Source organism: Streptomyces sp. NPDC098101 (genome assembly GCF_044760185.1).
In the GTDB taxonomy this organism is placed as follows: Bacteria; Actinomycetota; Actinomycetes; order Streptomycetales; family Streptomycetaceae; genus Streptomyces.
On record NZ_JBIWAS010000006.1, the window covers coordinates 184660 to 209176 of the forward strand.

Annotated in this window: 23 protein-coding genes; 19 read left to right on the forward strand and 4 right to left on the reverse strand. The window is 71.7% G+C overall.

Annotated elements, in window-relative coordinates; translation table 11 throughout:
• The first annotated feature begins 55 nt into the window (after window positions 1-55).
• The 5 genes from arc to prcA all read left to right on the forward strand — a co-directional run bounded on the left by arc (window position 56) and on the right by prcA (window position 5688).
• Window positions 56-1822, forward strand: coding sequence for a proteasome ATPase (gene arc, locus ACIQVI_RS26305; protein WP_121828662.1), 1767 nt, complete (start codon window positions 56-58; stop codon window positions 1820-1822).
• 183 nt (window positions 1823-2005) lie between these two features.
• Window positions 2006-3517, forward strand: coding sequence for a depupylase/deamidase Dop (gene dop / locus ACIQVI_RS26310; RefSeq protein WP_351972147.1), 1512 nt, complete (start codon window positions 2006-2008; stop codon window positions 3515-3517).
• Between the two features lie 160 nt (window positions 3518-3677).
• Window positions 3678-3890, forward strand: coding sequence for a ubiquitin-like protein Pup (locus tag ACIQVI_RS26315; RefSeq protein ID WP_030213091.1), 213 nt, complete (start codon window positions 3678-3680; stop codon window positions 3888-3890).
• Between the two features lie 161 nt (window positions 3891-4051).
• Window positions 4052-4891 carry a proteasome subunit beta gene (gene prcB / locus ACIQVI_RS26320; RefSeq protein ID WP_121828664.1) on the forward strand — a complete coding sequence of 280 codons (840 nt, stop codon included), beginning with the start codon at window positions 4052-4054 and terminating at the stop codon, window positions 4889-4891.
• A gap of 44 nt (window positions 4892-4935) precedes the next feature.
• Window positions 4936-5688, forward strand: coding sequence for a proteasome subunit alpha (gene prcA / locus ACIQVI_RS26325; protein WP_121828665.1), 753 nt, complete (start codon window positions 4936-4938; stop codon window positions 5686-5688).
• Between the two features lie 79 nt (window positions 5689-5767).
• Here the strand turns inward: prcA and ACIQVI_RS26330 are convergent, their stop codons facing one another.
• Window positions 5768-6787 (reverse strand): LacI family DNA-binding transcriptional regulator, encoded by a 1020-nt coding sequence (locus tag ACIQVI_RS26330; protein WP_403600121.1) that lies wholly within the window; start codon window positions 6785-6787, stop codon window positions 5768-5770.
• A 124-nt stretch (window positions 6788-6911) separates the two neighbouring features.
• On the opposite strand from ACIQVI_RS26330, the gene ACIQVI_RS26335 reads away from it, so the two are divergent.
• The 13 genes from ACIQVI_RS26335 to ACIQVI_RS26395 all read left to right on the forward strand — a co-directional run bounded on the left by ACIQVI_RS26335 (window position 6912) and on the right by ACIQVI_RS26395 (window position 21131).
• The gene (locus tag ACIQVI_RS26335; RefSeq protein ID WP_403600124.1) at window positions 6912-8192 is read left to right on the forward strand and encodes an MFS transporter; all 1281 of its coding nucleotides are present in this window, start codon (window positions 6912-6914) and stop codon (window positions 8190-8192) included.
• 69 nt (window positions 8193-8261) lie between these two features.
• Window positions 8262-9623, forward strand: a complete 1362-nt coding sequence (gene pafA, locus ACIQVI_RS26340) for a Pup--protein ligase (RefSeq protein WP_351972144.1) — start codon at window positions 8262-8264, stop codon at window positions 9621-9623.
• 197 nt (window positions 9624-9820) lie between these two features.
• A complete protein-coding gene (locus ACIQVI_RS26345) occupies window positions 9821-10801 on the forward strand; it encodes an FKBP-type peptidyl-prolyl cis-trans isomerase (protein ID WP_403600127.1) in 981 nt (326 codons plus the stop codon).
• 68 nt (window positions 10802-10869) lie between these two features.
• Window positions 10870-11250: an FKBP-type peptidyl-prolyl cis-trans isomerase gene (locus tag ACIQVI_RS26350; protein ID WP_403600130.1), complete on the forward strand. Its 381-nt coding sequence runs from the start codon at window positions 10870-10872 to the stop codon at window positions 11248-11250.
• A 151-nt stretch (window positions 11251-11401) separates the two neighbouring features.
• Window positions 11402-12358: a YafY family protein gene (locus ACIQVI_RS26355; RefSeq protein WP_121828671.1), complete on the forward strand. Its 957-nt coding sequence runs from the start codon at window positions 11402-11404 to the stop codon at window positions 12356-12358.
• Between the two features lie 16 nt (window positions 12359-12374).
• Window positions 12375-13394, forward strand: coding sequence for a helix-turn-helix transcriptional regulator (locus ACIQVI_RS26360; RefSeq protein WP_403600135.1), 1020 nt, complete (start codon window positions 12375-12377; stop codon window positions 13392-13394).
• An 87-nt stretch (window positions 13395-13481) separates the two neighbouring features.
• Window positions 13482-13745, forward strand: a complete 264-nt coding sequence (locus ACIQVI_RS26365) for a hypothetical protein (RefSeq protein WP_403600138.1) — start codon at window positions 13482-13484, stop codon at window positions 13743-13745.
• Between the two features lie 35 nt (window positions 13746-13780).
• Window positions 13781-13978, forward strand: coding sequence for a hypothetical protein (locus ACIQVI_RS26370; RefSeq protein WP_053640245.1), 198 nt, complete (start codon window positions 13781-13783; stop codon window positions 13976-13978).
• A gap of 184 nt (window positions 13979-14162) precedes the next feature.
• Window positions 14163-14456, forward strand: a complete 294-nt coding sequence (gene tatA, locus ACIQVI_RS26375; RefSeq protein ID WP_053640246.1) for a Sec-independent protein translocase subunit TatA — start codon at window positions 14163-14165, stop codon at window positions 14454-14456.
• Between the two features lie 105 nt (window positions 14457-14561).
• Window positions 14562-15461, forward strand: a complete 900-nt coding sequence (gene tatC / locus ACIQVI_RS26380) for a twin-arginine translocase subunit TatC (protein WP_403600564.1) — start codon at window positions 14562-14564, stop codon at window positions 15459-15461.
• A 40-nt stretch (window positions 15462-15501) separates the two neighbouring features.
• A complete protein-coding gene (locus tag ACIQVI_RS26385) occupies window positions 15502-16536 on the forward strand; it encodes a diacylglycerol kinase family protein (RefSeq protein WP_403600142.1) in 1035 nt (344 codons plus the stop codon).
• A 79-nt stretch (window positions 16537-16615) separates the two neighbouring features.
• Window positions 16616-19444, forward strand: a complete 2829-nt coding sequence (locus ACIQVI_RS26390; RefSeq protein ID WP_351974186.1) for a DEAD/DEAH box helicase — start codon at window positions 16616-16618, stop codon at window positions 19442-19444.
• Between the two features lie 184 nt (window positions 19445-19628).
• A complete protein-coding gene (locus tag ACIQVI_RS26395; protein ID WP_403600146.1) occupies window positions 19629-21131 on the forward strand; it encodes a cytochrome P450 in 1503 nt (500 codons plus the stop codon).
• A 16-nt stretch (window positions 21132-21147) separates the two neighbouring features.
• Here ACIQVI_RS26395 and ACIQVI_RS26400 read toward each other — a convergent pair whose 3' ends face one another.
• The 3 genes from ACIQVI_RS26400 to ACIQVI_RS26410 all read right to left on the reverse strand — a co-directional run bounded on the left by ACIQVI_RS26400 (window position 21148) and on the right by ACIQVI_RS26410 (window position 23558).
• Complete coding sequence (locus ACIQVI_RS26400) at window positions 21148-22077, reverse strand: ADP-ribosylglycohydrolase family protein (RefSeq protein WP_403600149.1); 930 nt, start codon at window positions 22075-22077, stop codon at window positions 21148-21150.
• A 69-nt stretch (window positions 22078-22146) separates the two neighbouring features.
• Window positions 22147-22608, reverse strand: coding sequence for an abscisic acid-deficient protein Aba4 family protein (locus tag ACIQVI_RS26405; protein ID WP_403600152.1), 462 nt, complete (start codon window positions 22606-22608; stop codon window positions 22147-22149).
• Window positions 22605-23558 carry a hypothetical protein gene (locus tag ACIQVI_RS26410; protein ID WP_403600566.1) on the reverse strand — a complete coding sequence of 318 codons (954 nt, stop codon included), beginning with the start codon at window positions 23556-23558 and terminating at the stop codon, window positions 22605-22607. Before ACIQVI_RS26410 ends, ACIQVI_RS26405 begins: the two co-directional genes overlap by 4 nt.
• A 189-nt stretch (window positions 23559-23747) precedes the next feature.
• On the opposite strand from ACIQVI_RS26410, the gene ACIQVI_RS26415 reads away from it, so the two are divergent.
• Window positions 23748-24380, forward strand: a complete 633-nt coding sequence (locus ACIQVI_RS26415; protein WP_351973723.1) for a MerR family transcriptional regulator — start codon at window positions 23748-23750, stop codon at window positions 24378-24380.
• Window positions 24381-24517 lie beyond the last annotated feature (137 nt).

Here is a 24517-nt window from a genome sequence, read left to right on the forward strand (position 1 = left end):
ACCCACGCAGGTAGGGTCAGGAAGCGTCCAGCTCCCCTTGGAGGAGGTGAGGACCGTGGCAGCCCACGACGACGACATCAACCGCGGCATCCGGCCGGGGCGAGGGTCTGAGGACCCCGCCGGTCAGGTTGCCTATCTCGAGCAGGAAATCGCCGTCCTGCGCCGCAAGCTCGCCGACTCTCCGCGCCATACGAGGATTCTCGAAGAGCGGATCGTCGAGCTGCAGACCAACCTGGCCGGCGTGTCCGCGCAGAACGAACGTCTGGCGAACACGCTCCGTGAGGCCCGCGACCAGATCGTGGCCCTCAAGGAGGAGGTCGACCGGCTCGCACAGCCGCCGGCCGGCTTCGGTGTCTTCCTGCAGGCCAACGAGGACGGCACGTGCGACATCTTCACCGGCGGCCGGAAGCTCCGGGTGAACGTCAGCCCGAGCATCGAGCTCGAAGAGCTCCGGCGCGGCCAGGAAGTCATGCTCAACGAAGCGCTCAACGTGGTCGAGGCCATGGAATTCGAGCGCGCCGGCGACATCGTCACCCTCAAGGAGATCCTTGAGGACGGCGAGCGCGCCCTGGTGGTCGGACACACGGACGAGGAGAGGGTGGTCAGGCTCGCCGAGCCCCTGCTGGACGTCACCATCCGCTCCGGCGACGCCCTGCTGCTCGACCCCCGTTCCGGCTACGTCTACGAGGTGGTCCCCAAGAGCGAGGTCGAAGAGCTCGTCCTCGAAGAGGTCCCGGACGTCGACTACGAGAAGATCGGCGGCCTGGGCAACCAGATCGAACTGATCCGCGACGCGGTCGAGCTCCCGTACCTCTACCCGGACCTCTTCAAGGAGCACGAACTGCGTCCGCCGAAGGGCATCCTGCTCTACGGCCCGCCCGGCTGCGGCAAGACGCTGATCGCGAAGGCCGTGGCCAACTCCCTGGCCAAGAAGGTCGCCGAGGTGACCGGCCAGCCCGCGGGGAAGTCCTACTTCCTCAACATCAAGGGCCCCGAGCTCCTCAACAAGTACGTCGGCGAGACCGAGCGGCACATCCGCCTGGTCTTCCAGCGTGCCCGGGAGAAGGCGAGCGAGGGCACCCCCGTCATCGTCTTCTTCGACGAGATGGAATCCCTCTTCCGCACCCGCGGATCCGGTGTCAGCTCGGACGTGGAGAACACCATCGTCCCGCAGCTGCTCGCCGAGATCGACGGCGTGGAGGGCCTGGAGAACGTCATCGTCATCGGCGCCTCCAACCGCGAGGACATGATCGACCCCGCGATCCTGCGGCCCGGCCGGCTCGACGTCAAGATCAAGATCGAGCGTCCGGACGCGGAGGCGGCGAAGGACATCTTCGCGAAGTACCTCACGGGCAACCTGCCGCTGCACGAGGACGACGTCTCCGAGCACGCCGGCTCGAAGGCCGCCGCCGCCCACGGAATGATCCAGTCCGTCGTCGAGCAGATGTACGCGGAGTCCGAGGAGAACCGCTTCCTCGAAGTCACGTACGCCAACGGCGACAAGGAAGTCCTGTACTTCAAGGACTTCAACTCCGGCGCGATGATCCAGAACATCGTCGACCGGGCCAAGAAGATGGCCATCAAGGCCTTCCTCGACCACAACCAGAAGGGCATCCGGGTCTCCCACCTCCTCCAGGCCTGCGTGGACGAGTTCAAGGAGAACGAGGACCTGCCCAACACCACCAACCCCGACGACTGGGCCCGCATCTCCGGAAAGAAGGGCGAGCGGATCGTGTTCATCCGCACGCTCGTCACCGGAAAGCAGGGCGCGGACACCGGACGCTCCATCGACACGGTGGCCAATACCGGTCAGTACCTGTAAAACGCCCACCGGCTGCGGATGTCCGGAAACCCGGGCATCCGCAGCCGACGCATTCCATCCGGCATTTCCCCCGGCACCACAGGGAAATACCGCAACCGATCTCCCCACCAGCGCAGAGCCGACCTAGGCTCTTCGGTACCGCCGAGTCGCGCACAGTGAGCGCCGCCGGGCAAGGAGGGCCGCATGACCGTACGGCGAGTAATGGGCATCGAGACGGAGTACGGGATCTCCGTCCCGGGACACCCGAACGCCAATGCCATGCTCACCTCGTCCCAGATCGTCAACGCCTACGCGGCGGCGATGCACCGGGCGCGCCGCGCCCGCTGGGACTTCGAGGAGGAGAACCCGCTGCGGGACGCCCGCGGCTTCGACCTCGCCCGCGAGGTGGCCGACTCCAGCCAGCTCACCGACGAGGACATCGGCCTCGCCAACGTGATCCTCACCAACGGGGCCCGCCTCTACGTGGACCACGCCCACCCGGAGTACAGCTCCCCCGAGGTCACCAACCCCCGCGACGCCGTCCTCTGGGACAAGGCCGGCGAGCGGATCATGGCCGAGGCCGCCGAGCGCGCCGCCCAGCTCCCCGGTGCCCAGCCCATCCACCTGTACAAGAACAACACCGACAACAAGGGCGCGTCCTACGGCACGCACGAGAACTACCTGATGAAGCGGGAGACCCCCTTCTCGGACATCGTGCGCCACCTGACCCCCTTCTTCGTCTCCCGCCAGGTCGTGACCGGCGCGGGACGGGTCGGCATCGGCCAGGACGGGCGGGAGCACGGCTTCCAGATCAGCCAGCGCGCCGACTACTTCGAGGTCGAGGTGGGCCTGGAGACCACCCTCAAACGGCCCATCATCAACACCCGGGACGAACCCCACGCCGACGCCGAGCGCTACCGCCGCCTGCACGTCATCATCGGCGACGCCAACCTCTCGGAGATCTCCACCTACCTCAAGCTGGGCACCACCGCGCTGGTCCTGTCGATGATCGAGGACGGCTTCATCACCGTCGACCTCGCCGTCGACCAGCCGGTCCGCACCCTCCACCAGGTCTCGCACGACCCCTCGCTCCAGTACCTGGTCACGCTCCGCAGCGGCCGGACGCTCACCGCCGTACAGCTCCAGATGGAGTACTTCGAGCTGGCCAGGAAGTACGTGGACGAGCGGTACGGCACGGACGCGGACGAGCAGACCAAGGACGTCCTCACGCGCTGGGAGGACACCCTCAACCGGCTGGAGAACGACCCCATGAGCCTGGCCGGCGAGCTGGACTGGATCGCCAAGCGGGAGCTCATGGAGGGCTACCGGCGCCGCGACGGCCTGGACTGGGACGCCGCACGGCTGCACCTGGTGGACCTCCAGTACGCGGACGTGCGCCCCGACAAGGGCCTCTACAACCGGCTGGCGGCCCGCGGGCGCATGAAGCGGCTCCTGGACGAGACCGAGGTGGAACGGGCCGAGACGGCGCCCCCGGAGGACACCCGGGCCTATTTCCGGGGCCGCTGTCTGGAGCAGTACGCGGACGACGTCGCCGCGGCCTCCTGGGACTCCGTGATCTTCGACCTGCCGGGCCGGGACTCGCTCCAGCGCGTCCCGACCCTGGAGCCCCTCCGGGGCACCAAGGCACACGTGAAATCGCTCCTGGACCGCTGCCGCACGGCGGAGGAACTGGTGCGCGTGCTCTCGGGCAACTGAACCGGGAGACCGGGACGGGCCTGAAATGCCCCGGCGCTGGGAATCATGGAACCAGTGCCCGGGCGTTGTGGAAACCACGAGGCCGAAGTCGGACCCGACCTATAGGGTCTGATCTTGTAAGGACTCAACCGAGCGGGCCGATTCGAGCGGGGTGAGGGATATGGCGACCAAGGACACCGGCGGCGGACAGCAGAAGGCGACGCGCTCCACGGAGGAGGTCGAGGAGACCACCACGGAGGCGAGTTCCGACCTCCAGGAGCGCCAGGAGAAGCTGAGCGAGGACGTGGACTCCGTCCTGGACGAGATCGACGACGTCCTGGAGGAGAACGCCGAGGACTTCGTTCGATCGTTCGTGCAGAAGGGCGGCGAGTAGCCGCCTCGCGCACCTGTCGTCCTCCGTCCCCGGAGCCCCGGAGAAAGCCGTGGGTCCGGGGACGGGTGACAGGCCGTGGCACGGGTAAGGTCCGTGCACAGCAAGCAAGATCGGCCCGCGCTCCGCACGGCGGGCCGACTCTCCCACCCGGAAGGAATCGCGTGGAAGCCAACCCTCGTAGCACCGGGCGTCTGCCGGCGGCCTTCCTGACGCCGGGCTCGTCCTCGTTCATGGACTTCCTGTCCGCGCACTCGCCGGATCTGCTCCCCGGCAACCGGAAGCTTCCGGAGGGCATCGTCGAGGCCCCCCACGGCACGACCATCGTGGCCGCCACGTTCCCCGGCGGGGTCGTCCTCGCCGGTGACCGCCGCGCCACCATGGGCAACATGATCGCGCAGCGGGACATCGAGAAGGTGTTCCCGGCCGACGAGTACTCCGCGGTCGGCATCGCCGGCACCGCCGGCCTGGCGGTGGAGATGGTCAAGCTGTTCCAGCTGGAGCTGGAGCACTTCGAGAAGGTGGAGGGCGCGACGCTCTCCCTGGAGGGCAAGGCGAACCGCCTGTCCACGATGATCCGCGGCAACCTCGGCATGGCCATGCAGGGCCTCGCCGTCGTGCCGCTCTTCGCGGGCTGGGACGAGGGCAAGGAGAAGGGCCGGATCTTCTCCTACGACGTGACCGGCGGCCGCTCCGAGGAGCACGGCTTCGCCGCCACCGGCTCGGGTTCGATCTTCGCGCGCGGCTCGATGAAGAAGCTGTACCGCGACGACCTGACCGAGCAGCAGGCCACCACGCTGGTCGTGCAGGCGCTGTACGACGCGGCGGACGACGACTCGGCGACCGGCGGCCCGGACCTGGCCCGCCGGATCTTCCCGATCGTCACCGTCATCACCGACGAGGGCTTCCGCAGGCTCACCGAGGCCGAGTCCTCCGAGCTTGCCCGGTCGATCACCGAGCGACGGCTCGAGCAGCCCGACGGGCCGCGCGCCGCCCTGCTCTGACCACTCGTCGCTCCAGAAGCCCAGAAGAAAGGGACGGACCGCCGGTGTCCACTCCGTTCTACGTCTCACCCCAGCAGGCCATGGCCGACCGGGCCGAGTACGCCCGCAAGGGCATCGCCCGCGGCCGCAGCCTCGTCGTCCTCCAGTACGCCGACGGCATCGTCTTCGTCGGCGAGAACCCGTCCCGCGCCCTCCACAAGTTCAGCGAGATCTACGACCGGATCGGCTTCGCGGCCGCCGGCAAGTACAACGAGTACGAGAACCTGCGCATCGGCGGCGTGCGCTACGCCGACCTGCGGGGCTACACCTACGACCGGGACGACGTCACCGCGCGCGGCCTGGCCAACGTCTACGCGCAGACGCTCGGCACCATCTTCTCCAGCGCGGGGGAGAAGCCGTACGAGGTGGAGCTGGTCGTCGCCGAGGTCGGCACCGAGCCGGAGGGCGACCAGATCTACCGGCTGCCCCACGACGGCTCGATCGTCGACGAGCACGGCTCGGTCGCGGTCGGCGGGAACGCGGAGCAGATCAGCTCCTTCCTCGACCAGCGGCACCGGGACGGCATGTCCCTGGCCGAGGCCCTGAAGCTGGCCGTGCAGGCGCTCTCGCGGGACACCAACGGCAGCGAGCGGGAGATCCCCGCCGAGCGCCTGGAGGTGGCGGTCCTGGACCGCACGCGCCCGCAGCAGCGCAAGTTCAAGCGGATCGTCGGCCGGCAGTTGTCGCGCCTCCTGGGCGCGGACAACGCGGCGGTGACGAAGACGGACGAGCCCTCCGACGAGGCTCCCGAGGAGTAGACGGCACCGTCCGAGGGGCCCGGCGCGCGCGAGCGGCCGGGCCCCTCGGCACGTCCGCCCGGGGAACGGGACCGGGGCCTCAGGGGGCCGGAGCTGGTCCCGAGGAGCCCCGGGGGAGCAGGGCGACGGGAAGGGTCTCCGGGCGGGGCCGTTCGCCCGCGAGGATGGCGAGGAGCGCCTCCATGCCCCGCCGGCCGAACTCCTCGGCGGGCAGCCGGACGGTGGTGAGCTCGGGCTCGACCACCGTGGCCAGGGCCATGTCGTCGAAGCCGGTGACCGACAGGTCCTCGGGGACGCGCAGACCGAGCCGGCGCGCGGCCTTGTAGACGCCGGCCGCGAGGACGTCGTCGTCGCAGACCACCGCTGTGGGGCGGGGCCCGGGGGCGGCCAGGGCGAGGGCCGCCGCCTCCCGGGCGTCCGCGACGTTCAGCGGCGACCGCACGGTGCGGACCTCCGTCCCGCGCAGGGCCCGGGCGAGCGCGTCGGCCCGGACGTCGAAGGTCCAGGACGGAGCCGCGGACGCCAGGTGCAGGAAGCGGCGGTGGCCGAGGCCGAGCAGGTGATCGGTCACCCGGCGCATCCCGTCCGCGACGTCGAGGTTCACGTGGGCGGCGGCGCCGGTGCCCGCCGGGTCGCTGTCGAGCATGACGAGCGGCAGGTCGGTGCCCCGGAAGGCCTCCAGGGCGTCGGTCGCCATGGAGGAGGCGATCACGCCGTCCAGGGCGGCCTGCGCCGAGGCGAAGGGGTCCCGGGCCGGTCCCACGCCGTCGGGGGAGGGGTAGAGGACGACCCCGAAGCCCTGCCGGGCGGCCGCGGCGGCGGCGCCCGTGTAGACGTGCGCGAAGAACTCGTTGGTGAGGGCCGGGACGACGAGCAGGGCCGTCCTGGTGCGGCCGAGCCGGAGGTTGCGCGCGGCCAGGTTGGGCCGGTAGCCGAGCTCCCCGGCGGCCTCCCGCACGGCGCCGGCGGTCCGCTCGGAGACCCGGCCGCGCCACTTCCCGCCGAGCACCAGGGAGACGGTGGCCTGCGAGACGCCCGCCGCCCGGGCGACGTCCCGGCTGGTCGGGCGCGTGCCGCCGAGCGGCTCCGGGGTCTGCACACAAGCCTCCGCGTCGGACGGTCCCAGGCACGCGGAGTGGACCCGCGCACAGCCGACATGGTACGTATGACCTCGGACGTTATACGTAAAACCTCGGGAGGATCCCGGGCGAGGGGAGACCGACATGGCCACCGAGGCACCGGCACGCGGCGGCTATCTCGACATCCTCAGGGCGCCGCACGCCGCCCGGCTCCTCGCCGGGACCCTCGTCGGACGCCTGCCCAACGGCACCGGCCCCGTCGCCCTCACCCTCTTCGTCCGCGACCAGGGCGGCAGCTACACCCTCGCCGGCGGCCTCATCGCCGCCTACGGCGTCGCCACCGCCCTCGGCCAGCCGCTCCTCGGCCGGGCCGTCGACCTCAAGGGCCAGCCCCGGGTCCAGCTGCCCGCCGCCGTCCTCTCCGCCCTCGGCATGGTCCTGCTCGCCCTCACCGGCATCGGACACCTCGGACTCGCCTACGCCGCCGTCGTCCTCGCGGGGCTCTTCACCCCGCCCCTGGAAGGCGGACTGCGGGCCCTGTGGCCGAGCGTCCTCGGCCGCGCGGACCGGGTCCACCGCGCGTACGCCCTCGACGCGGTCGCCCAGGAGGTCATGTTCACCGTCGGGCCCCTGCTGCTGACCCTCCTGGTCTCCCTGTGGTCGCCCGCCGCCGCCCTCCTCGTCATCAACGCCCTCGGCGTCCTCGGCGCCCTCGCCGTGGTCCTCTCGGAGCCCTCCCGCGCCTGGCGCTCCGCGCCCCGCGAGGCCCACTGGCTGGGCGCCCTGCGCTCGCCCGGCCTCCTCGCCCTCCTCGGCTCCTTCTTCTTCGTCGGCCTCGCCCTGGGCTCCATCACCGTCGCCGCCGTCGCCTACGCCGACGACCGGAACGCCCCCGCCGTCTACGGCTGGCTGATGGCCGCCCTCGGCCTCGGCGCGCTCCTCGGCGGCGTCGCCTACGGCGCCCGCCAGTGGGCCGGAGCGCCCGAGCGGCGCCTGCGCGTCCTCGTCCTGCTCCTCGCGGTCTGCTACCTGCCGCTGGTCCTCGTCCCGGGCCCCGTGGCCATGACGGGCCTCTCGGTCCTCTCCGGCGTCTTCCTGGCCCCCGCCCTCGCCTGCGCCTTCATCGTCGTCGACCGGCACGCGCCGCGCGGCACCGTCACCGAGGCCTTCTCCTGGCTCGTCACCACCTTCGGCGTCGGCTCGGCCCTCGGCTCCGCCGTCGCCGGACCCACCGTCGAACTCGCCGGAACGGCGTCCGGCTTCGCCGTCGCCGGAGCGGGCGGCCTCGTCGCCTTCGCCGTCCTCCTCGCCACCACCCGCGTCCTGGACGCCCCGACGGCCCCCAACACCCCCGGCACCGGGGCGCGACACGCCGCCGACACGGACGGCCCCGCCACCGCGCACGGCGAAAAGAACACGCCCTGATCGGAAAATGATCCGAACGTGAGTGTCCAACCCGGTTTCAGCACAGGCCGTCAGGCGTAATGTTCAGACATGGACCGCCGCATTTTCGGGCTGGAGAACGAGTACGGCGTCACGTGCACGTTCAGGGGACAGCGCCGACTGTCTCCTGACGAAGTGGCGCGCTACCTCTTCCGCCGTGTCGTGTCATGGGGCCGCAGCAGCAATGTCTTCCTGCGGAACGGCGCCCGCCTGTACCTCGACGTGGGTTCGCATCCGGAATACGCCACACCGGAATGCGACAACGTGACCGAACTGGTCACCCACGACAAGGCCGGCGAGCGCATTCTCGAAGGCCTGCTCGTCGACGCCGAACGCCGCCTGCACGAGGAGGGAATCGCGGGCGACGTCTACCTCTTCAAGAACAACACCGACTCGGCCGGAAACTCCTACGGCTGCCACGAGAACTATCTCGTCGCCCGCCACGGGGAGTTCTCCCGGCTCGCGGACATCCTCATTCCCTTCCTCGTCACCCGGCAGCTCATCTGCGGCGCGGGGAAGGTCCTCCAGACCCCGCGCGGCGCGGTCTACTGCGTCTCCCAGCGCGCCGAGCACATCTGGGAGGGCGTCAGCTCCGCCACCACCCGCTCCCGGCCCATCATCAACACCCGGGACGAGCCGCACGCCGACGCCGAGCGCTACCGCAGGCTCCACGTCATCGTCGGCGACTCGAACATGTCCGAGACGACCATGCTGCTCAAGGTCGGCGCCACCGACCTCGTGCTCCGCATGATCGAGGCCGGCACCGTGATGCGCGACCTGACCCTGGAGAACCCCATCCGGGCGATCCGCGAGGTCAGCCACGACATCACCGGCCAGCGCAAGGTCCGGCTCGCCAGCGGCCGCGAGGCCTCCGCCCTGGAGGTCCAGCGCGAGTACTACGAGAAGGCCGTGGACTTCGTCGACCGCCGCGGCATCCGCAGCGGCACGGTCGCCCAGGTCCTGGAGCTGTGGGGCCGCACGCTCGATGCGATCGAGGCCGAGCGCCTCGACCGCATCGAGACCGAGATCGACTGGGTCATGAAGTACAAGCTCATCGAGCGGTACCGGGCCAAGCACAACATGACCATGTCGAACCCGAGGGTCGCGCAGATAGACCTCGCCTACCACGACATCCACCGCCGCCGGGGGCTGTACTACCTGCTCCAGAAGAACGGGCAGGCGACCCGGATCTGCAACGACCTGAAGATCTTCGAGGGCAAGTCCGTGCCCCCGCAGACCACCCGGGCCCGGCTCCGCGGCGACTTCATCCGCCGCGCCCAGGAGCAGCGGCGGGACTTCACCGTCGACTGGGTCCACCTCAAGCTCAACGACCAGGCGCAGCGGACGGTCCTGTGCAAGGACCCGTTCCGCTCCGTCGACGACCGGGTGGAGAAGCTGATCGCCGGGATGTGACGGGACCACCGCAAGGGTGAAAACGCGGCACGCGCGGCCGGGCCCGGCCCTCCGGACCCGACCCCGTGCGCCCGGGGCCGTACCCCTCCGAGGGTGCGGCCTCGGTTCCGTACCTCCCGTACGGCAGAACCCCTGCGGGGCAGGGGCCGCACCGTAGAGTGTGGACGTTCCCATGGCCCCGACTCCCAGTTGGACTGATGAACTACAACACGAAGCGACGTATCGCCGCGCTCCTCGCCGTGCCCGTCCTGCTGATCACCGCCGCGTGCGGCTCGGACTCGGGGAAGGACACCGCGGAAGGCACGGTGGCCGAGGTCAAGGGGAAGTTCGGCGCGCAGCCCGACGTCGTCGTCCCCAAGGACGCCAAGGCCGCCGACAAGACGGTGATCGAGACCGTGACGGAGGGCAGCGGGGCGACGGTCAAGAAGGGCGACTTCGTCAGGCTCGACTGGACGGTCGAGAAGTGGCAGGAGGACAAGCCCCTCGGCGGCACCTGGGCCCAGCAGCAGACGCCCGACGCCAAGGGAGTGCACCCGCAGGCCGTCGAGCGCCTCGGCCAGCCGAGCCAGCAGCTCCCGGAGAAGGTCCTCAACGCGGTGGACGGCAAGAAGGTCGGCTCCCGCCTCCTCGTCCAGGGGACCGCGGGCGACCTGGTCGGCGAGAACCTGAACCCGCAGTCGGGGCTGAAGGCCACCGACACCCTGGTCTGGGTCGTCGACGTGGCGGGAGCCGCCGCCGTGGACTCCAAGGCCGAGGCCAAGGGCACCCAGGCGGCGCCCGAGGCCGGGATGCCGGAGGTGAAGGCCCCCTCCCAGGCGGCCGCCACGATCACCATCCCGAAGGGGCAGAAGGCGCCCACCGAGCTGAAGCAGCAGGTCCTGATCAAGGGCACGGGCCCGAAGGTCGAGGCCGGGCAGGGACTCGTCGCCCAGTACACCGGCGTGAAGTGGGAGGACGGCAAGAAGTTCGACTCCTCCTGGGACCACGGGGGCGCCACCGCCTTCCAGATCGGCACCGGCTCGGTCATCCAGGGCTGGGACAAGGCCCTGGTCGGCAAGAACGTCGGTGACCGCGTGCTCCTGGTGATCCCTCCGGCGCTGGGCTACGGCGCCAACCCGAGCAGCGAGCTGGCGAAGAACACGCTGGTCTTCTCCGTCGACATCCTGGGCGTCGCCTGATTCCCGTCGCGATCACCGATCTGTGAGACTGTTCCGGATCGACGCACCACAAGAAGGAGCACACAGCAGTGAGCATCGAGAAGCCCGAGGTCGACTTCCCGGGCGGCGAGCCGCCGAAGGACCTGGAGATCAAGGACGTCTGGGAGGGCGAAGGCGAGATCGCCGAGGCCGGCGACGCCGTCCAGGTCCACTACGTGGGTGTGGCCTTCTCCACCGGCGAGGAGTTCGACGCCTCCTGGAACCGCGGCACCCCGCTCGGCTTCCAGCTCGGCATCGGCCAGGTCATCCAGGGCTGGGACCAGGGCGTCCAGGGCATGAAGGTCGGCGGCCGCCGCCAGCTGATCATCCCCGCCCACCTCGCCTACGGCGACCGCGGCGCCGGCAGCGCGATCGCCCCGGGCGAGACGCTGATCTTCGTCTGCGACCTCGTGGCCGTCGCCAAGCGCTGACCCGCCGACCGGACGGGCACGGACCCGACCGACGAGGCCCCGAGGGCCCCCGCCGTCCACGGCGGGGGCCCTCCGCTTTTGTCCCGAGACTCCGGGACGGTACGGTCGGACGTCCGAGAAGTGGAACCGGCGGAAGAGGTGCAGGGCGTCGATGGCGATTGCCAAGTCCGAGCGGCTGATGAATCTCGCGCTGTGCCTGCTCGGGACGCGCCGCCCGCTCAGCAAGCGCGAACTCCGCGGCTCCATCGAGGCCTACCTCGAAGCGAGCGGCGAGGACGCCTTCAACCGCATGTTCGAGCGCGACAAGGACGACCTCCGCGAGCTCGGCCTGGTCATCGAGACCGTCGAGAACCTGGAGGGCGAGACCGGCTACCTCGCCCGCCGCGACTCCAACCGGCTGCCGCCCATCACCCTCGACGCCGAAGAGGCCGCCGCGCTCGGACTCGCCGCCAAGGTCTGGCAGCAGGCCCGCCTCGCCGGAGCCGCCAGCGGCGCCCTCCAGAAGCTCCGCGCCGCCGGGATGCCCGAGGCGGAGGACTCGTACGACGTCCAGCCCAGCGCCCTCGAACCGCGCATCCCGGTCCGCGAGGCCGCCTTCGAGCCCCTCATGCTCGCCTGCCGCGACCGGCGGCCCGTCGTCTTCGACTACCGCAAGGCCAACGCCGCCCGCCCCGGGACCCGCCACGTCGAGCCCTGGACCCTCGAATGCTGGCGCGGCCACTGGTACCTCGCGGGCTGGGACCGCGACCGCGGCGCCGAGCGCGTCTTCCGCCTCTCCCGGATCACCGGCAAGGTCCGCTCCCGGGCCGGCGCCTTCACCGCGCCCGTGCCCGACGTCGTCACCGTCCGCGAGACCGTCGAGAGCTGGGCCGGCGAGACCGCCACCCGCTCCGCCCGGATCCGCCTCCGCGCCGGCAGCGGCTACCCGCTGCGGGCCCGCGCCCAGTCCGTACGGGAGGGCGCCGACGGCTGGGACGAGCTGGAGATCCCGTACGGGCACGGCCTCGACGCCTGGCTCGTCGAATTCGGCCCCGACGTCGTCGTACTGGAACCGGCCGATCTGCGGGCCGACGTGGTGGACCGGCTGCGCGCCGTGGCCAAGGGCTGAGGGGGAAGACGGACGCATGGCTGCCAACGCGATCGACCAGACGAGGCGGATGCTCTCCCTCGTCACCTACCTCCGCGAGCGCCCCGGCGCCCACGTCGCCGACGTGGCGCGCGCCTTCGGCATCACCGAGGACGAGCTGATCTCCGACCTGGACGTGCTGCCCATGTGCGGCACCAGCTTCCGGGGCGGGGACCTCCTCGACATCGACACCGACGGCGACCGGATCTGGTGGCACAACCCCGACGACGTCGCCGCCCCGCTGCGCCTCGCCGCCGACGAGGCGACCGCCCTGCTCGTCGCAGCCCGCGCCGTCGCCACCCTGCCGGGCCTCCGCGAGAGCGACCGGGAGGCCCTGCTCCGCGCCACCGCCAAGCTGGAGGCCGCGGCCGGCGAGGCCGCCGGGGCCAGCTCCCGGCTCTCGGTCACCTTCGAGGCCGAGGGCGGGGTCTTCGCCGAGGTCGACCGGGCGATCTCCGAGCGCCGCCGCCTGTGGGTGCGCTACTACTCGCCCGCGCGCGACGAACTCACCGAACGCGAGGTCGACCCGATCCGGCTCTTCGCCGTCGGCCACACCTACATGGAGGCCTGGTGCCGCCTCTCCGAGGCGCGCCGCACCTTCCGGCTCGACCGGGTCGCGGAGATCCGCCTCCTCGACGAGCCCGCCGCGCCGCCGGAGCTGGAGCTGCGGGACCTCTCCGAGAACCTGGTCCAGCCCTCCGCCGACGATCCCGAGGTCGTGGTCGAGGTCGGCCCCGGGGGCCGCTGGGTCGCCGAGTACTACCCGCACGACCGGGCCGACGAGCTGCCCGACGGCGGTCTGCGGATCACCCTGCGGACGCCGGACCCCGCCTCGCTGCGCAGGCTCGCGCTCCGGCTCGGCAGCGACGGGCGCATCGCCGCACCGGCCGAGCTCGCCGACAGCGCCAGGACGGCCGCCGCCGCCGCGCTCGCCGCGTACGAGAACGGCGACGGGAACGGCGACGGCAACGGAAACGGCAACGGCAACGGAAACGGCGACGGGAACGAGCGGGGATGAGCCACCCGGGGCGCGAGACACGCACGGCCGGGAGCACCACGTGAATGCCCCGGACCGCGAGGGGACGGACGGGCGGGGGCGAGAGGAATGAGGGACATATCCGTGATGCACGGTCTCGCGGCGACGGTGGCTCCGGTCCTCTTCAAGGCCGCCTGCCCCGACTGCCGTTCCCGCTTCGAACTCTCGGCGAACGCCCTGCGCCTCGCCATCGGCGCCAGCCGCCGCACCACCTTCTACTCCTTCACCTGCCCCGAGTGCGGAAGCTCCGTCCGCAAGCCCGCAGGCGAACGCATCGTCGAACTCCTCACCGGCGGCGGCGTCCGCACACTGCGCCTCCACACCACCGTCTGAACGCCCCTCCACCGCCCAGCGTCTAGGCTCGCCCCATGTTCTGGCCCATGCTCGCCATCGCCCTCGGCTTCCTCGGCATCGCCGTCCTCGGCGTCCTCGCCGTCAAGGTCTTCCTGGAGGTCCAGCGCCTCGGCCGTCAAGTGGCCCACACCACCCAGCGGATCACCCGGGCCGCCGAAGAGCTCGAAGACGCCGCCGCCGACCTCGCCCGAACCGGCGAGACCCTCCGCTGAACCCGTGCCGTACGCTGCGGGAAGCGGCCCGGCCGGGGCGCACGGGACGCAATCGGGAGTACGCACGGGCATTGCCCCCCGTTTACTCCTGCGGGTTACGATCGCAGACAGCGCGGTGGCCGGACACCTGTCCGACCCGCCGGGCACGCACACCATGTCGCCTCGGTGAAGAAGGTAAACAGCTATGTTCGGAAGGCTCGGCCCCACCGAGATCATTCTCATCCTCGTCGTCGTCATCCTCCTGTTCGGCGCCAAGAAGCTCCCGGACATGGCCCGCTCGCTCGGCAAGTCGGCCCGCATCCTCAAGAGCGAGGCCAAGGCCATGAAGGCCGACGACCAGCAGAGCGCCCCCGCCGACCCGCCGCACACCGGAACCGTGACGCCGGACCAGCCCGTCGCGCGCACCATCCAGGCCGCCCCCGGCGACGTGACCAGCGCTCGCCCCGTGACCGAGCCCACGGACACCACCAAGCGCTGACCCGGTCCGCCGCGGCCGCCGCACCGGGCGGCGGCCTGCCGCACGAGATGAGGACGTGGGTTGCCCAAGTCTGCCCGCAAACAGGAGAAGGACCCCGAGGGCCGGATGCCCCTCGTGGAGCACCTCCGCGAACTCCGCAACCGCCTGGCGAAGGGTCTCCTCGCCATCGCCGCGGTGACGATCGTCGCCCTCGTGTACAGCGAGGAGCTGATGCAGTTCCTGACGAAGTCGGTGCCCACCTGCGCGCCGGACGTCACCAGCAACGGCGGAAACTGCGCGATCGTCTCCTTTAACACGCTGATGGCCCCCTTCAGCACGACGATCCAGCTGTCGCTGACGACGGGCCTCGTCGTCGCCAGCCCGATCTGGCTGTACCAGCTGTGGGCCTTCGTCGCGCCCGGACTGCACAGGAACGAGAAGAAGTACACGTACGCCTTCGTCGGCGCGGCCGTGCCGCTCTTCGCCGCCGGCGCCTACCTCGCGTACCTCATCCTCCCCATCAGCGTGAAGGTCCTCATCAGCCTCACGCCCGAGGGCTCCGCGAACATCCTCTCGCTCGGTGACGTCCTCGACTTCACCCTGCGCATGGTGCTCGTCTTCGGCCTCGCCTTCGAGCTCCCGCTCGTCCTGGTGATGCTCAACCTCACCGGCGTCCTCACCGGCCGCCGCATGGCCGGCTGGTGGCGCGGCGTGATCATGGGCGTCTTCGTCTTCGGCGCCGTCATCACCCCCACCACCGACCCCGTCGGCATGATCGCCCTTGCCGGACCCATCACCATCCTGTACTTCGGGGCCGTCGGTTTCGCCCTCCTCAACGACCGGCGGCGCAGGCGCGCGAACCCCGACGCCGAGCTGGACGACGACGAGGCCTCCGTCCTCGACCTCACCCCCGAGACGGTCGGCGCCGTCGAGGCCGTGGGCGCCCCCCGCGCCCTGCCCGAGCAGGCCACCGGGGAGCACGGCGGCGCCGTGCGCCGTCTCAACGGTTACGACGACATCACCTGATCTTGTAGGGTCCCCCCAGACTCCGTCCGGGGGGACCCCAATGACCAGCGACATCACCCTCTTCGTCAACCCCACCGCGGGCCGCGGCCGGGGCGCACAGGCCGCCCGGCCCGCCCTCGACGCGCTGCGGGACGCCGGATTCTCCGTCCGCACCGTCCTCGGACACGACGCCGCCGACGCCCTGCGCCGCGTCCGCGAGGCCGTCGCGGACGGCACCGGCGCCCTCGTCGCCGTCGGCGGCGACGGCATGGTCTCCCTCGCCCTCCGGGTCGTCGCCGGCACCTCCGTCCCCCTCGGGATCATCGCCGCGGGCACCGGCAACGACTTCGCCCGCACCCTCGGCCTGCCCGTCCGCGACCCGGCCGCCGCGGCCCGCGTCGCCGCCGGGATCCTGAAGGACGCCGGAGGCCGCTCCGTCGACCTCGGACGCGTCACGGGCGGAGACGGGGGAGCCACCGGCGGGGGCGCCGCCGCCAACGGGCACGGAGCCGAGGGCGTCGCCACCGGGCACGCCGTCGCCAGCGGGCACGGCGACGGCGCCCGCTGGTACGGGACCGTCCTCGCGTCCGGCTTCGACTCCCGGGTCAACGACCGCAGCAACCGTATGCGCGTCCCCGCGGGCCGGTTCAAGTACGACCTCGCGATCCTCGCCGAGCTCGCCACCTTCCGGCCCGTGCCCTACCGCCTCACCCTCGACGACGGACGGGTCGTGGAGGTCGACGCCACCCTCGTCGCCGTCGGCAACGGCACCTCCTACGGCGGCGGTATGCGCATCTGCGCCGACGCCCGCACCGACGACGGCCTCCTCGACGTCACGGTCGTCGGCGACTGCGACCGCACCACCCTGATCAAGGTCTTCCCTCGCGTCTACAAGGGCACACATCTCGACCACCCCAAGGTCACCACCTACCGCACCCGCACTCTCGCCCTCGACGCCCCGGACACCACCGGCTACGCCGACGGCGAGCCCCTCGGCCCGCTGCCCCTCGCCGTGGAGTGCGTACCCGGTGCCCTGCGCGTCCTCGCACCGGACGACGCGCCCGCCCCCGCCCCCGCCCCCGCGCCAGCCCGGTGACGCCCGGTGAACCGCCCCTCCACATCACGCGATAAAGATCGCGTCACTGTCAGAGGTGGCGGGTAGGCTCGACAACAAGATGACAGAGGACCTCACACCAGCCGAGGCGTACGCGGCCGCCCGCGCCCGCAACGCCGAGCGGGCCACCGCGCTGCACCCCTTCCGCGAGATGTACGACTTCGACCTGGACCCCTTCCAGATCGAGGCGTGCAAGGCCCTCGAAGCGGGCAAGGGGGTACTCGTCGCCGCGCCCACGGGCTCCGGCAAGACCATCGTCGGCGAGTTCGCCGTCCACCTCGCCCTCACCCAGGGCCGCAAGTGCTTCTACACGACCCCCATCAAGGCGCTGTCGAACCAGAAGTACGCCGACCTCGTCAAGCGGTACGGAGCCGACAAGGTCGGCCTGCTCACCGGGGACAACAGCGTCAACGGCGACGCGCCGATCGTCGTCATGACCACCGAAGTCCTCCGCAACATGCTCTACGCGGGCTCCCAGGCCCTCTCCGGCCTCGGCTACGTCGTCATGGACGAGGTGCACTACCTCTCGGACCGCTTCCGCGGCGCCGTCTGGGAGGAAGTGATCATCCACCTCCCCGAATCCGTCACCCTCGTCTCACTCTCCGCGACCGTGTCCAACGCCGAGGAGTTCGGCGACTGGCTCGACACCGTCCGCGGCGACACCGAGGTCATCGTCTCCGAGAGCCGCCCCGTGCCGCTCTGGCAGCACGTCCTCGCCGGACGCCGGATGTACGACCTCTTCGAGGAGGAGACCGACCACGGCGGCCGCGGCGCCTCCCGCCGCGAGGTCAACCCCGACCTCCTCCGCCTCGCCCGCACCGAGAACACGCGCACGTACAACCCGCGCGAGCGGCGGCGCGGCAAGATGGTCCGCGAGGCCGACCGCGAGCGCGAGCGCCGCCAGCGCTCCCGCATCTGGACCCCCGGCCGGCCCGAGGTCATCGACCGCCTCGACGCCGAGGGGCTCCTGCCCGCCATCACCTTCATCTTCAGCCGCGCCGGCTGCGAGGCCGCCGTCCAGCAGTGCCTCTACGCCGGACTCCGGCTCAACGACGACGAGGGCCGGCAGCGGGTCCGCGAGATCGTCGAGGAGCGCACCGCCTCCATCCCCACCGAGGACCTCCACGTCCTCGGCTACTACGAGTGGCTCGAAGCCCTGGAGCGGGGCATCGCCGCCCACCACGCGGGGATGCTCCCCACCTTCAAGGAAGTCGTCGAGGAGCTGTTCGTCCGCGGCCTCGTCAAGGCCGTCTTCGCCACCGAGACCCTCGCCCTCGGCATCAACATGCCCGCGCGGTCCGTCGTGCTCGAAAAGCTGGTCAAGTGGAACGGCGAACAGCACGCCGACATCACCCCCGGCGAGTACACCCAGCTCACCGGCCGCGCCGGACGCCGCGGCATCGACGTCGAGGGACACGCCGTCGTCCTCTGGCAGCGCGGCCTCGACCCCGGCCACCTCGCCGGACTCGCCGGCACGCGCACGTACCCCCTGCGCTCCAGCTTCAGGCCCTCGTACAACATGGCGGTCAACCTCGTCGACCAGTTCGGCCGGCACCGGTCCCGTGAACTCCTCGAAACCTCGTTCGCCCAGTTCCAGGCCGACCGCTCCGTCGTCGGGATCTCCCGCCAGGTCCAGAAGAACGAAGAGGGCCTGGAGGGCTACCGCGAGGGCATGACCTGCCACCTCGGAGACTTCGAGGAGTACGCGCGGCTCCGCCGCGACCTCAAGGACCGCGAGACGGAACTGGCCCGGCAGGGCGCCGCCCAGCGCCGCGCCCAGGCGGCCGGCTCCCTGGAGAAGCTGAAGCCCGGCGACGTCATCCACGTCCCCACCGGAAAGTTCGCCGGCCTCGCCCTCGTCCTCGACCCCGGCATCCCGGCGGGCCGCACCAACGGGCACCGCGGCTTCGAGCACCACGACGGGCCCCGCCCGCTCGTCCTCACCGCCGAGCGACAGGTCAAGAGGCTCGCCTCCATCGACTTCCCCGTCCCGGTCGAGGCGCTGGAGCGCATGAGGATCCCCAAGTCCTTCAACCCGCGCTCCCCGCAGTCCCGCCGCGACCTCGCCTCCGCGCTGCGCAGCAAGGCCGGCCACATCAACCCCGAGCGGCACCGCAAGAACCGCTCCGCCGCCGCCGACGACCGCGAGATCGCCCGGCTGCGCACCGAGATCCGCGCCCACCCCTGCCACGGCTGCGACGAGCGCGAGGACCACGCCCGCTGGGCCGAGCGCTACCACCGCCTCCAGCGCGACACCCGGCAGCTGGAGCGGCGCATCGAGGGCCGCACCAACACCATCGCCCGCACCTTCGACCGGATCGTCGCGCTCCTCACCGAGCTCGACTACCTGCGCGGCGACGAGGTCACGGACAACGGCAAGCGGCTCGCCCGGCTCTACGGCGAACTCGACCTGCTCGCGAGCGAATGCCTCCGCGACCGGGTCTGGGAAGGCCTCACCCCGCCCGAACTCGCCGCCTGCGTCTCCGCCCTCGTCTACGAGTCCCGCCAGGCCGACGACGCCGTCGCGCCCAAGCTGCCCACCGGCAACGCCAAGGCGGCGCTCGGCGAGATGGTCCGGATCTGGGGACGCCTCGACGCCCTCGAAGAGGAGTTCAAGATCAACCAGGCGGAGGGCGTGGGCCAGCGCGAGCCCGACCTCGGGTTCGCCTGGGCGGCCTACCAGTGGGCCTCCGACAAGGGCCTCGACGAGGTGCTCCGCGAGGCGGAGATGCCGGCCGGAGACTTCGTCCGCTGGTGCAAGCAGGTGATCGACGTCCTCGGGCAGATCGCCGCCGCCGCGCCCAAGGAGAACAGCACCGTCGCCAAGAACGCCCGCAAGGCCGTCGACTCGCTGCTGCGGGGCGTCGTCGCCTACAGCTCGGTGGGCTGACCTTCCTCACCCCAACGGGTGACTTCCGGCCGGGGCCCATGGCGATCACGCCATGGGCCCCGGCCTCTGTCGTCTTCCCGCCGCCGTTGTCCACAGGCCGTTGTCCACAGGGGTGGCGCGGACCCCGGCCCTTCCGCTTGCATGGACTCACATGCAGGGAAGGGCAGTTGGGGAGGGGAAACGGATGACCACACATGCCGGTCCGGATGCCGGGGCGCGCGACGAGGAGCGACCGGCGGAGACTCCGGAAGGGGGGACGGCGGGAGGAGCGACTCCTGGAGGGGAGGCTTTGACCGGGGAAGCGGTGCGGGAGCCGGTGGTCTTCGCGGAAGGGCCGCGCGGCGTGCCTCTCCTCGGGAACCTGCCCGCCTTCGGCAAGGACCCCCTCGCCTTCTTCGAACAGCTCCGGGACCGAGGAGACTTCGTCCGCTGGCGCTTCGGCCGCAGCCGCGCCCTCTTCATCACCCATCCCGACAACATCGGCGAACTCCTCACCGAGGTCGAGCGCACCTTCGACCAACCCGACCTCGGCATCGCCTTCCGCACCCTCCTCGGCAACGGCGTCGTCGTCGCGAAGGGCGCCGACTGGCGGCGCAAGCGCTCCCTCGTCCAGCCCTCCGTCCGCCCCAAGCAGGTCCGCTCCTACGCGGCGACCATGGCCGAATGCGCCGTCGACCTCGCCGACCGGTGGACCGACGGACAGCGGATCGACATCAAGAAGGAGATGGCCGCCCTCACCCAACTCATCGCCGTCCGCACCATCTTCGGCGTCGACACGGCCGCCGACGCCGAGTCCATCGGCCGGGCGATGGACATCGCGCAGAAGGAGATCGGCGCCGAGTTCAGCGGCATCGGAGCCCTGCTGCCCGACTGGGTCCCCACGCCCGGACGAGCCCGCATCAAGCGGGCCACGGCCGTCATCGACGCCGAGGTCTCCCGGGTCGTCTCCCGCCACCGCGACGGCGACACCGAGCGCCCCGACCTGCTGAGCCGGCTCCTCGCCGCCCGGGACGAGACCGGCGCCCGCCTCTCCGACCGGGAGATACGCGACGAGACGGTCACCCTCTACATCGGGGGCCACGAGACCACCAGCTCCACCCTCGTCTGGGCCTGGCACCTGCTCTCCCGCAATCCCCGGGTCCGCGACGCCCTCACCGAGGAACTCGACCGGGTCCTCGCCGACCACGAACCGGGCTACGACGACTACGCCTCCCTCCCCTACACCCAGGCCGTCGTCAAGGAGACCCTCCGGCTCTACCCCACCATCTGGCTCATCACCGGCCTCGCGAAGGAGGGCGCCACCATCGGAGGCACCCCCGTCCCCGTCGGCACCCGCGTCTGGTCCAGCCAGTGGGCCACCCACCGCGACCCCCGCTGGTACGGCGACCCCGAGGCCTTCCGCCCCGAACGCTGGCTGACCGGGGACCCCGGGAAAGCCAAGAATGGCGGGGAGGGGGAGGGGGGTGAACCGGCCGAGGAGATACCCGAGTACGCCTGGTTCCCGTTCGGCGGCGGACCCCGCGTGTGCCTCGGCACCCGCTTCGCCCTCGTCGAGGCCGTCCTCGTCCTCGCGGTGCTCGCCCGCCGCTTCCACCTGGACGTCACCGCCGAAGGGATACGCCCGGTCCCCAGCCTCACCCTCCAGCCGGACCGCGACGTCCTCGCGACGGTCCGCGCCCGGGACTGAGACCGGCCCGGCGCCCTCAGCCGGCCGTGGCCAGGGCCCTCGCCAACTCCCGCAGGTCGTCGGTGCGCAGGACACGGCCGCCGAAGCCGGGCAGGGGGACGTGGAGGGTGGACAGCCAGCGGGCGGGGACGGCGGCGGAGCCGTACACCGCGCCCGCGAGCGTGCCGGTCACCGCCGCCACCGTGTCGGTGTCGCCGCCCAGGTCGACCGCCGCGGCCAGGGCCTCCTCGAAGGAGGGGGTGGTGCGCAGCGCCCACACCGCCGAGGCGAGGCACGGCCAGACGGCGCCGTTGAACTCGGTCGCGTCGTCCGGGTGCCAACCGGGGGCGAGCACCGTCGCCCACCGGCCCCGGTGGGCGGGGTCCACTTCGGCGAGGGTGGCGGGCAGGGCGGCGAGCGGGTCCTCGCCGAGGAGGGCGACCCGGACCAGTTCGTGGAGGATCGCCGTGCCCTCCCAGGCCGCACCGTCGCCGTGCGTCAGGGCGGCGATGCGGCGGGCGGCGTCCATGGTCACGGTCCGTCCCCGCGCCGCGAAGTACACGGCCGAGGTGGCGGCCCGCATCAGCGAACCGTTCCCGGCGGCATACATGTTGACCTGGAAATGAAGGGAGGAGGCGAGGTCCCACGGGTCGCCGCCGAGCAACACCTGCTCGGTCTGGAGACCGATGTCCTTGGGCTCGGCCGCAGCCCAGCGGCGGAAGCGGTCGAAGACATCCGGCAGGTCGAGGCCGCCCCGTTCGAGGAGGGACTCCCCGAGCAGAACGGCCATCTGCGTGTCGTCCGTGGCCTCGCCCGGGTCCCAGCCGCCGCCTCCGCACAACTCGCCGACGCCGTCCGGAAAGCGTTCCCGGAAGACGCCGGGGAGGCCGAACTCGAAGGGCGCGCCCAGCGCGTCGCCCGCGGCGGAGCCCAGAACGGCGCCCACGGCGCGGTCGATGTCCGTCATCCGGCCACTCTAGACCGGGGGTTGTGGCCCCCCGTGCCGTGGTGGCGGGGGCACGGGGGAGCCGCCGGCTCAGGCCGGGGCGGGGGCGGCCGGGGTGCGTTCCCCGTGCCGTGCGCGTGCGGTCCAGCGGGCGCGGACCACCAGGAAGAGAGGCAGGGCGACGGGGGAGAGGAGGATCGTCAGGAGGAGCAGGGGACCCATGAGGAGGGGTGGTACGGAGAGGCGTCGGCCCTCCCGGTACATCCACTGACCGAGCAGCAGGTCCCAGGCGAGGATCTGGGCCCAGATCGCACCGGCGCCGTTCGCGAGCGCGGCGAGGTCCCGGAAGGCGTCGATGCTCGGGTTGCTGACCGCCGTCCAGAACTCGGGCAGGACCGGGGCGACCAGCACCGCCCAGAGGGTCAGGAGGGGGAGGACGGTCAGCGGCGAGGCCGCGAGGCGCTCGGTGAACCGCCACCGGGGCGCGAGGACCATCAGGAACCAGACGGGAGCCACGAGGAAGAAGGCCAGCTCGAAGAGGAATCCGGTCATGCCGCGATCTCCTCGGTGGGGGAGGCGGGGGAGGTGGGAGGGGAGGGGGAGGGGGAGGGCCCCCCGGGGGTCGGGCGGAGGGAGAGGGCGGTGGCCGCCACGCCGAGCAGCACGATCGCTCCCGCGCCGGCCAGGGTCGCGCCGTCGGGGGCGAGCAGGGCCTGGCCTCGCAGCGCCTGCCAGGTCAGCAGGGCGAAGGTCGCCGCGTAGGCCGCCGAGGCGGTGAGGGCGAGGCGCAGGCGGACCCGTTCGTCGGCGAGGCGGGCGAGACGGGCGAGACGCGGGGAGCGGGCGGAGCGGGCCGCGAGGGCGGCCAGGACGAGCAGGACCAGCGGGAGCAGTTGGAGCGCGTGCATTCCGAAGAAGTGCGCCACGCGCAGGTCGCCGCCCGTGGTGGCCCAGCCGGTCACCGGCATGGACGGGCCGCCGTCCGGGACGCCGACGCTGTGGGCGCCGACGATCGGCGGGTTGTCGGTCGCGAGCTGTTCCGGTGTCGGACTCACCATCAGGAAGCCGACGCCGGCGCCCGCCAGGGCGATCAGGGAGGAGAGGCGGACGGTCCAGGCCATGGCGCGGTCGAGGATCCGGGCACGCAGCAGGAGCAGGGCGATGACCAGGGCGCCGAGCCACAGCACGGCGACGGTGCCGCCCATGATCTGGAAGACGGTGTTGTCGAACGGGGTCGCCTGGTTGAAGTGGCTCCGGGTGCCCCGGACCACCTGGAGGGTGATGAGCACCATCTCCACCGCGCTCGCGACGGCGACCACCGTTCCGGCCCACCAGCCGGTCCGGCGGCCCCGGGGAAGCAACGAGAGCATCCAGGCGAGCGAGAGGGCGTAGGCGATGAACGAGACCGAGAACTTGAACGGTTTGGCCCAGATCGGCGCGCCGACCAGGACCCGGTCGTCCACCACTAAGCCGACGGCGGAGACGAGGGCGAGGGCGCCCATCGAGACGGCGAACCAGACCAGGGGGCGGTGCAGTTGAGGAAGTGGGTTGAGTGGATGGGGCGCAGGCATACGAATCCCCCCGTGGGAAAGTATGGATAGTGGCACTCGCCGCTATCTGATAGCGCCACTATCTATGATGTGGGTGTCGGTCGGCAAGGCCGAGGAGGGAACCGGAAAGGTGAACAGGTAGTGCGCATCGGAGAGTTGAGTCGCAGGACCGGGGTGTCCGTGCCGACGATCAAGTTCTACGTACGGGAAGGACTGCTCCCGCCCGGAGAACTGACGAGCCCGAACCAGGCCACGTACGGAGAGACGCATGTGCGGCGGCTCCGCCTGATCCGGGCGCTCCTCGATGTGGGCGGCCTGTCGGTGGCGGGGATCCGCGAGGTGATCGTGGCGATCGACGACCCGGTCCGGCCGCTGCACCTGGTGCTCGGCGAGGCGGCGGACCAGGTGGTGCCGCGGTACGAGCGCGGGGACGGGGACGGGATCGCCGAGGCGAGGAAGAAGGCCGCCGCGCTGATCGAGGCGCGCGGATGGCGCACCTATGAGGGGAGCCCCGCGGCGGAGGCGCTGGCGACGGCGATCGCCGCGCTCGACGACGTCGGCCACGGCCGGTTCGTCGAGGTCCTGGACGCGTACGCGGACGCGGCGGAACAGGTGGCGCGGGCCGACCTGGAGTACGTGGCCAAGCGGGTGGCGCGGGAGGATCTCGTGGAGAGCGTGGTCGTCGGCACGGTCATCGGCGACGCCGTCTTCGCGGCCCTGCGGCGGCTCGCCCATGTGGACGCGTCGGACCGGGTCTTCGGCGAGACGACGTGACGACCTGACGGTCTGTCCGGTCCGGCATACTGCGCCCGGTGGCCCGGTGGCCCGGTGGCCCGGTGGCCCGGTGGCCCGGTGGCCCGGTGGCCCGGTGGCCCGGTGGCCCGGTGGCCCGGTGGCCCGGTGGCCCGGTG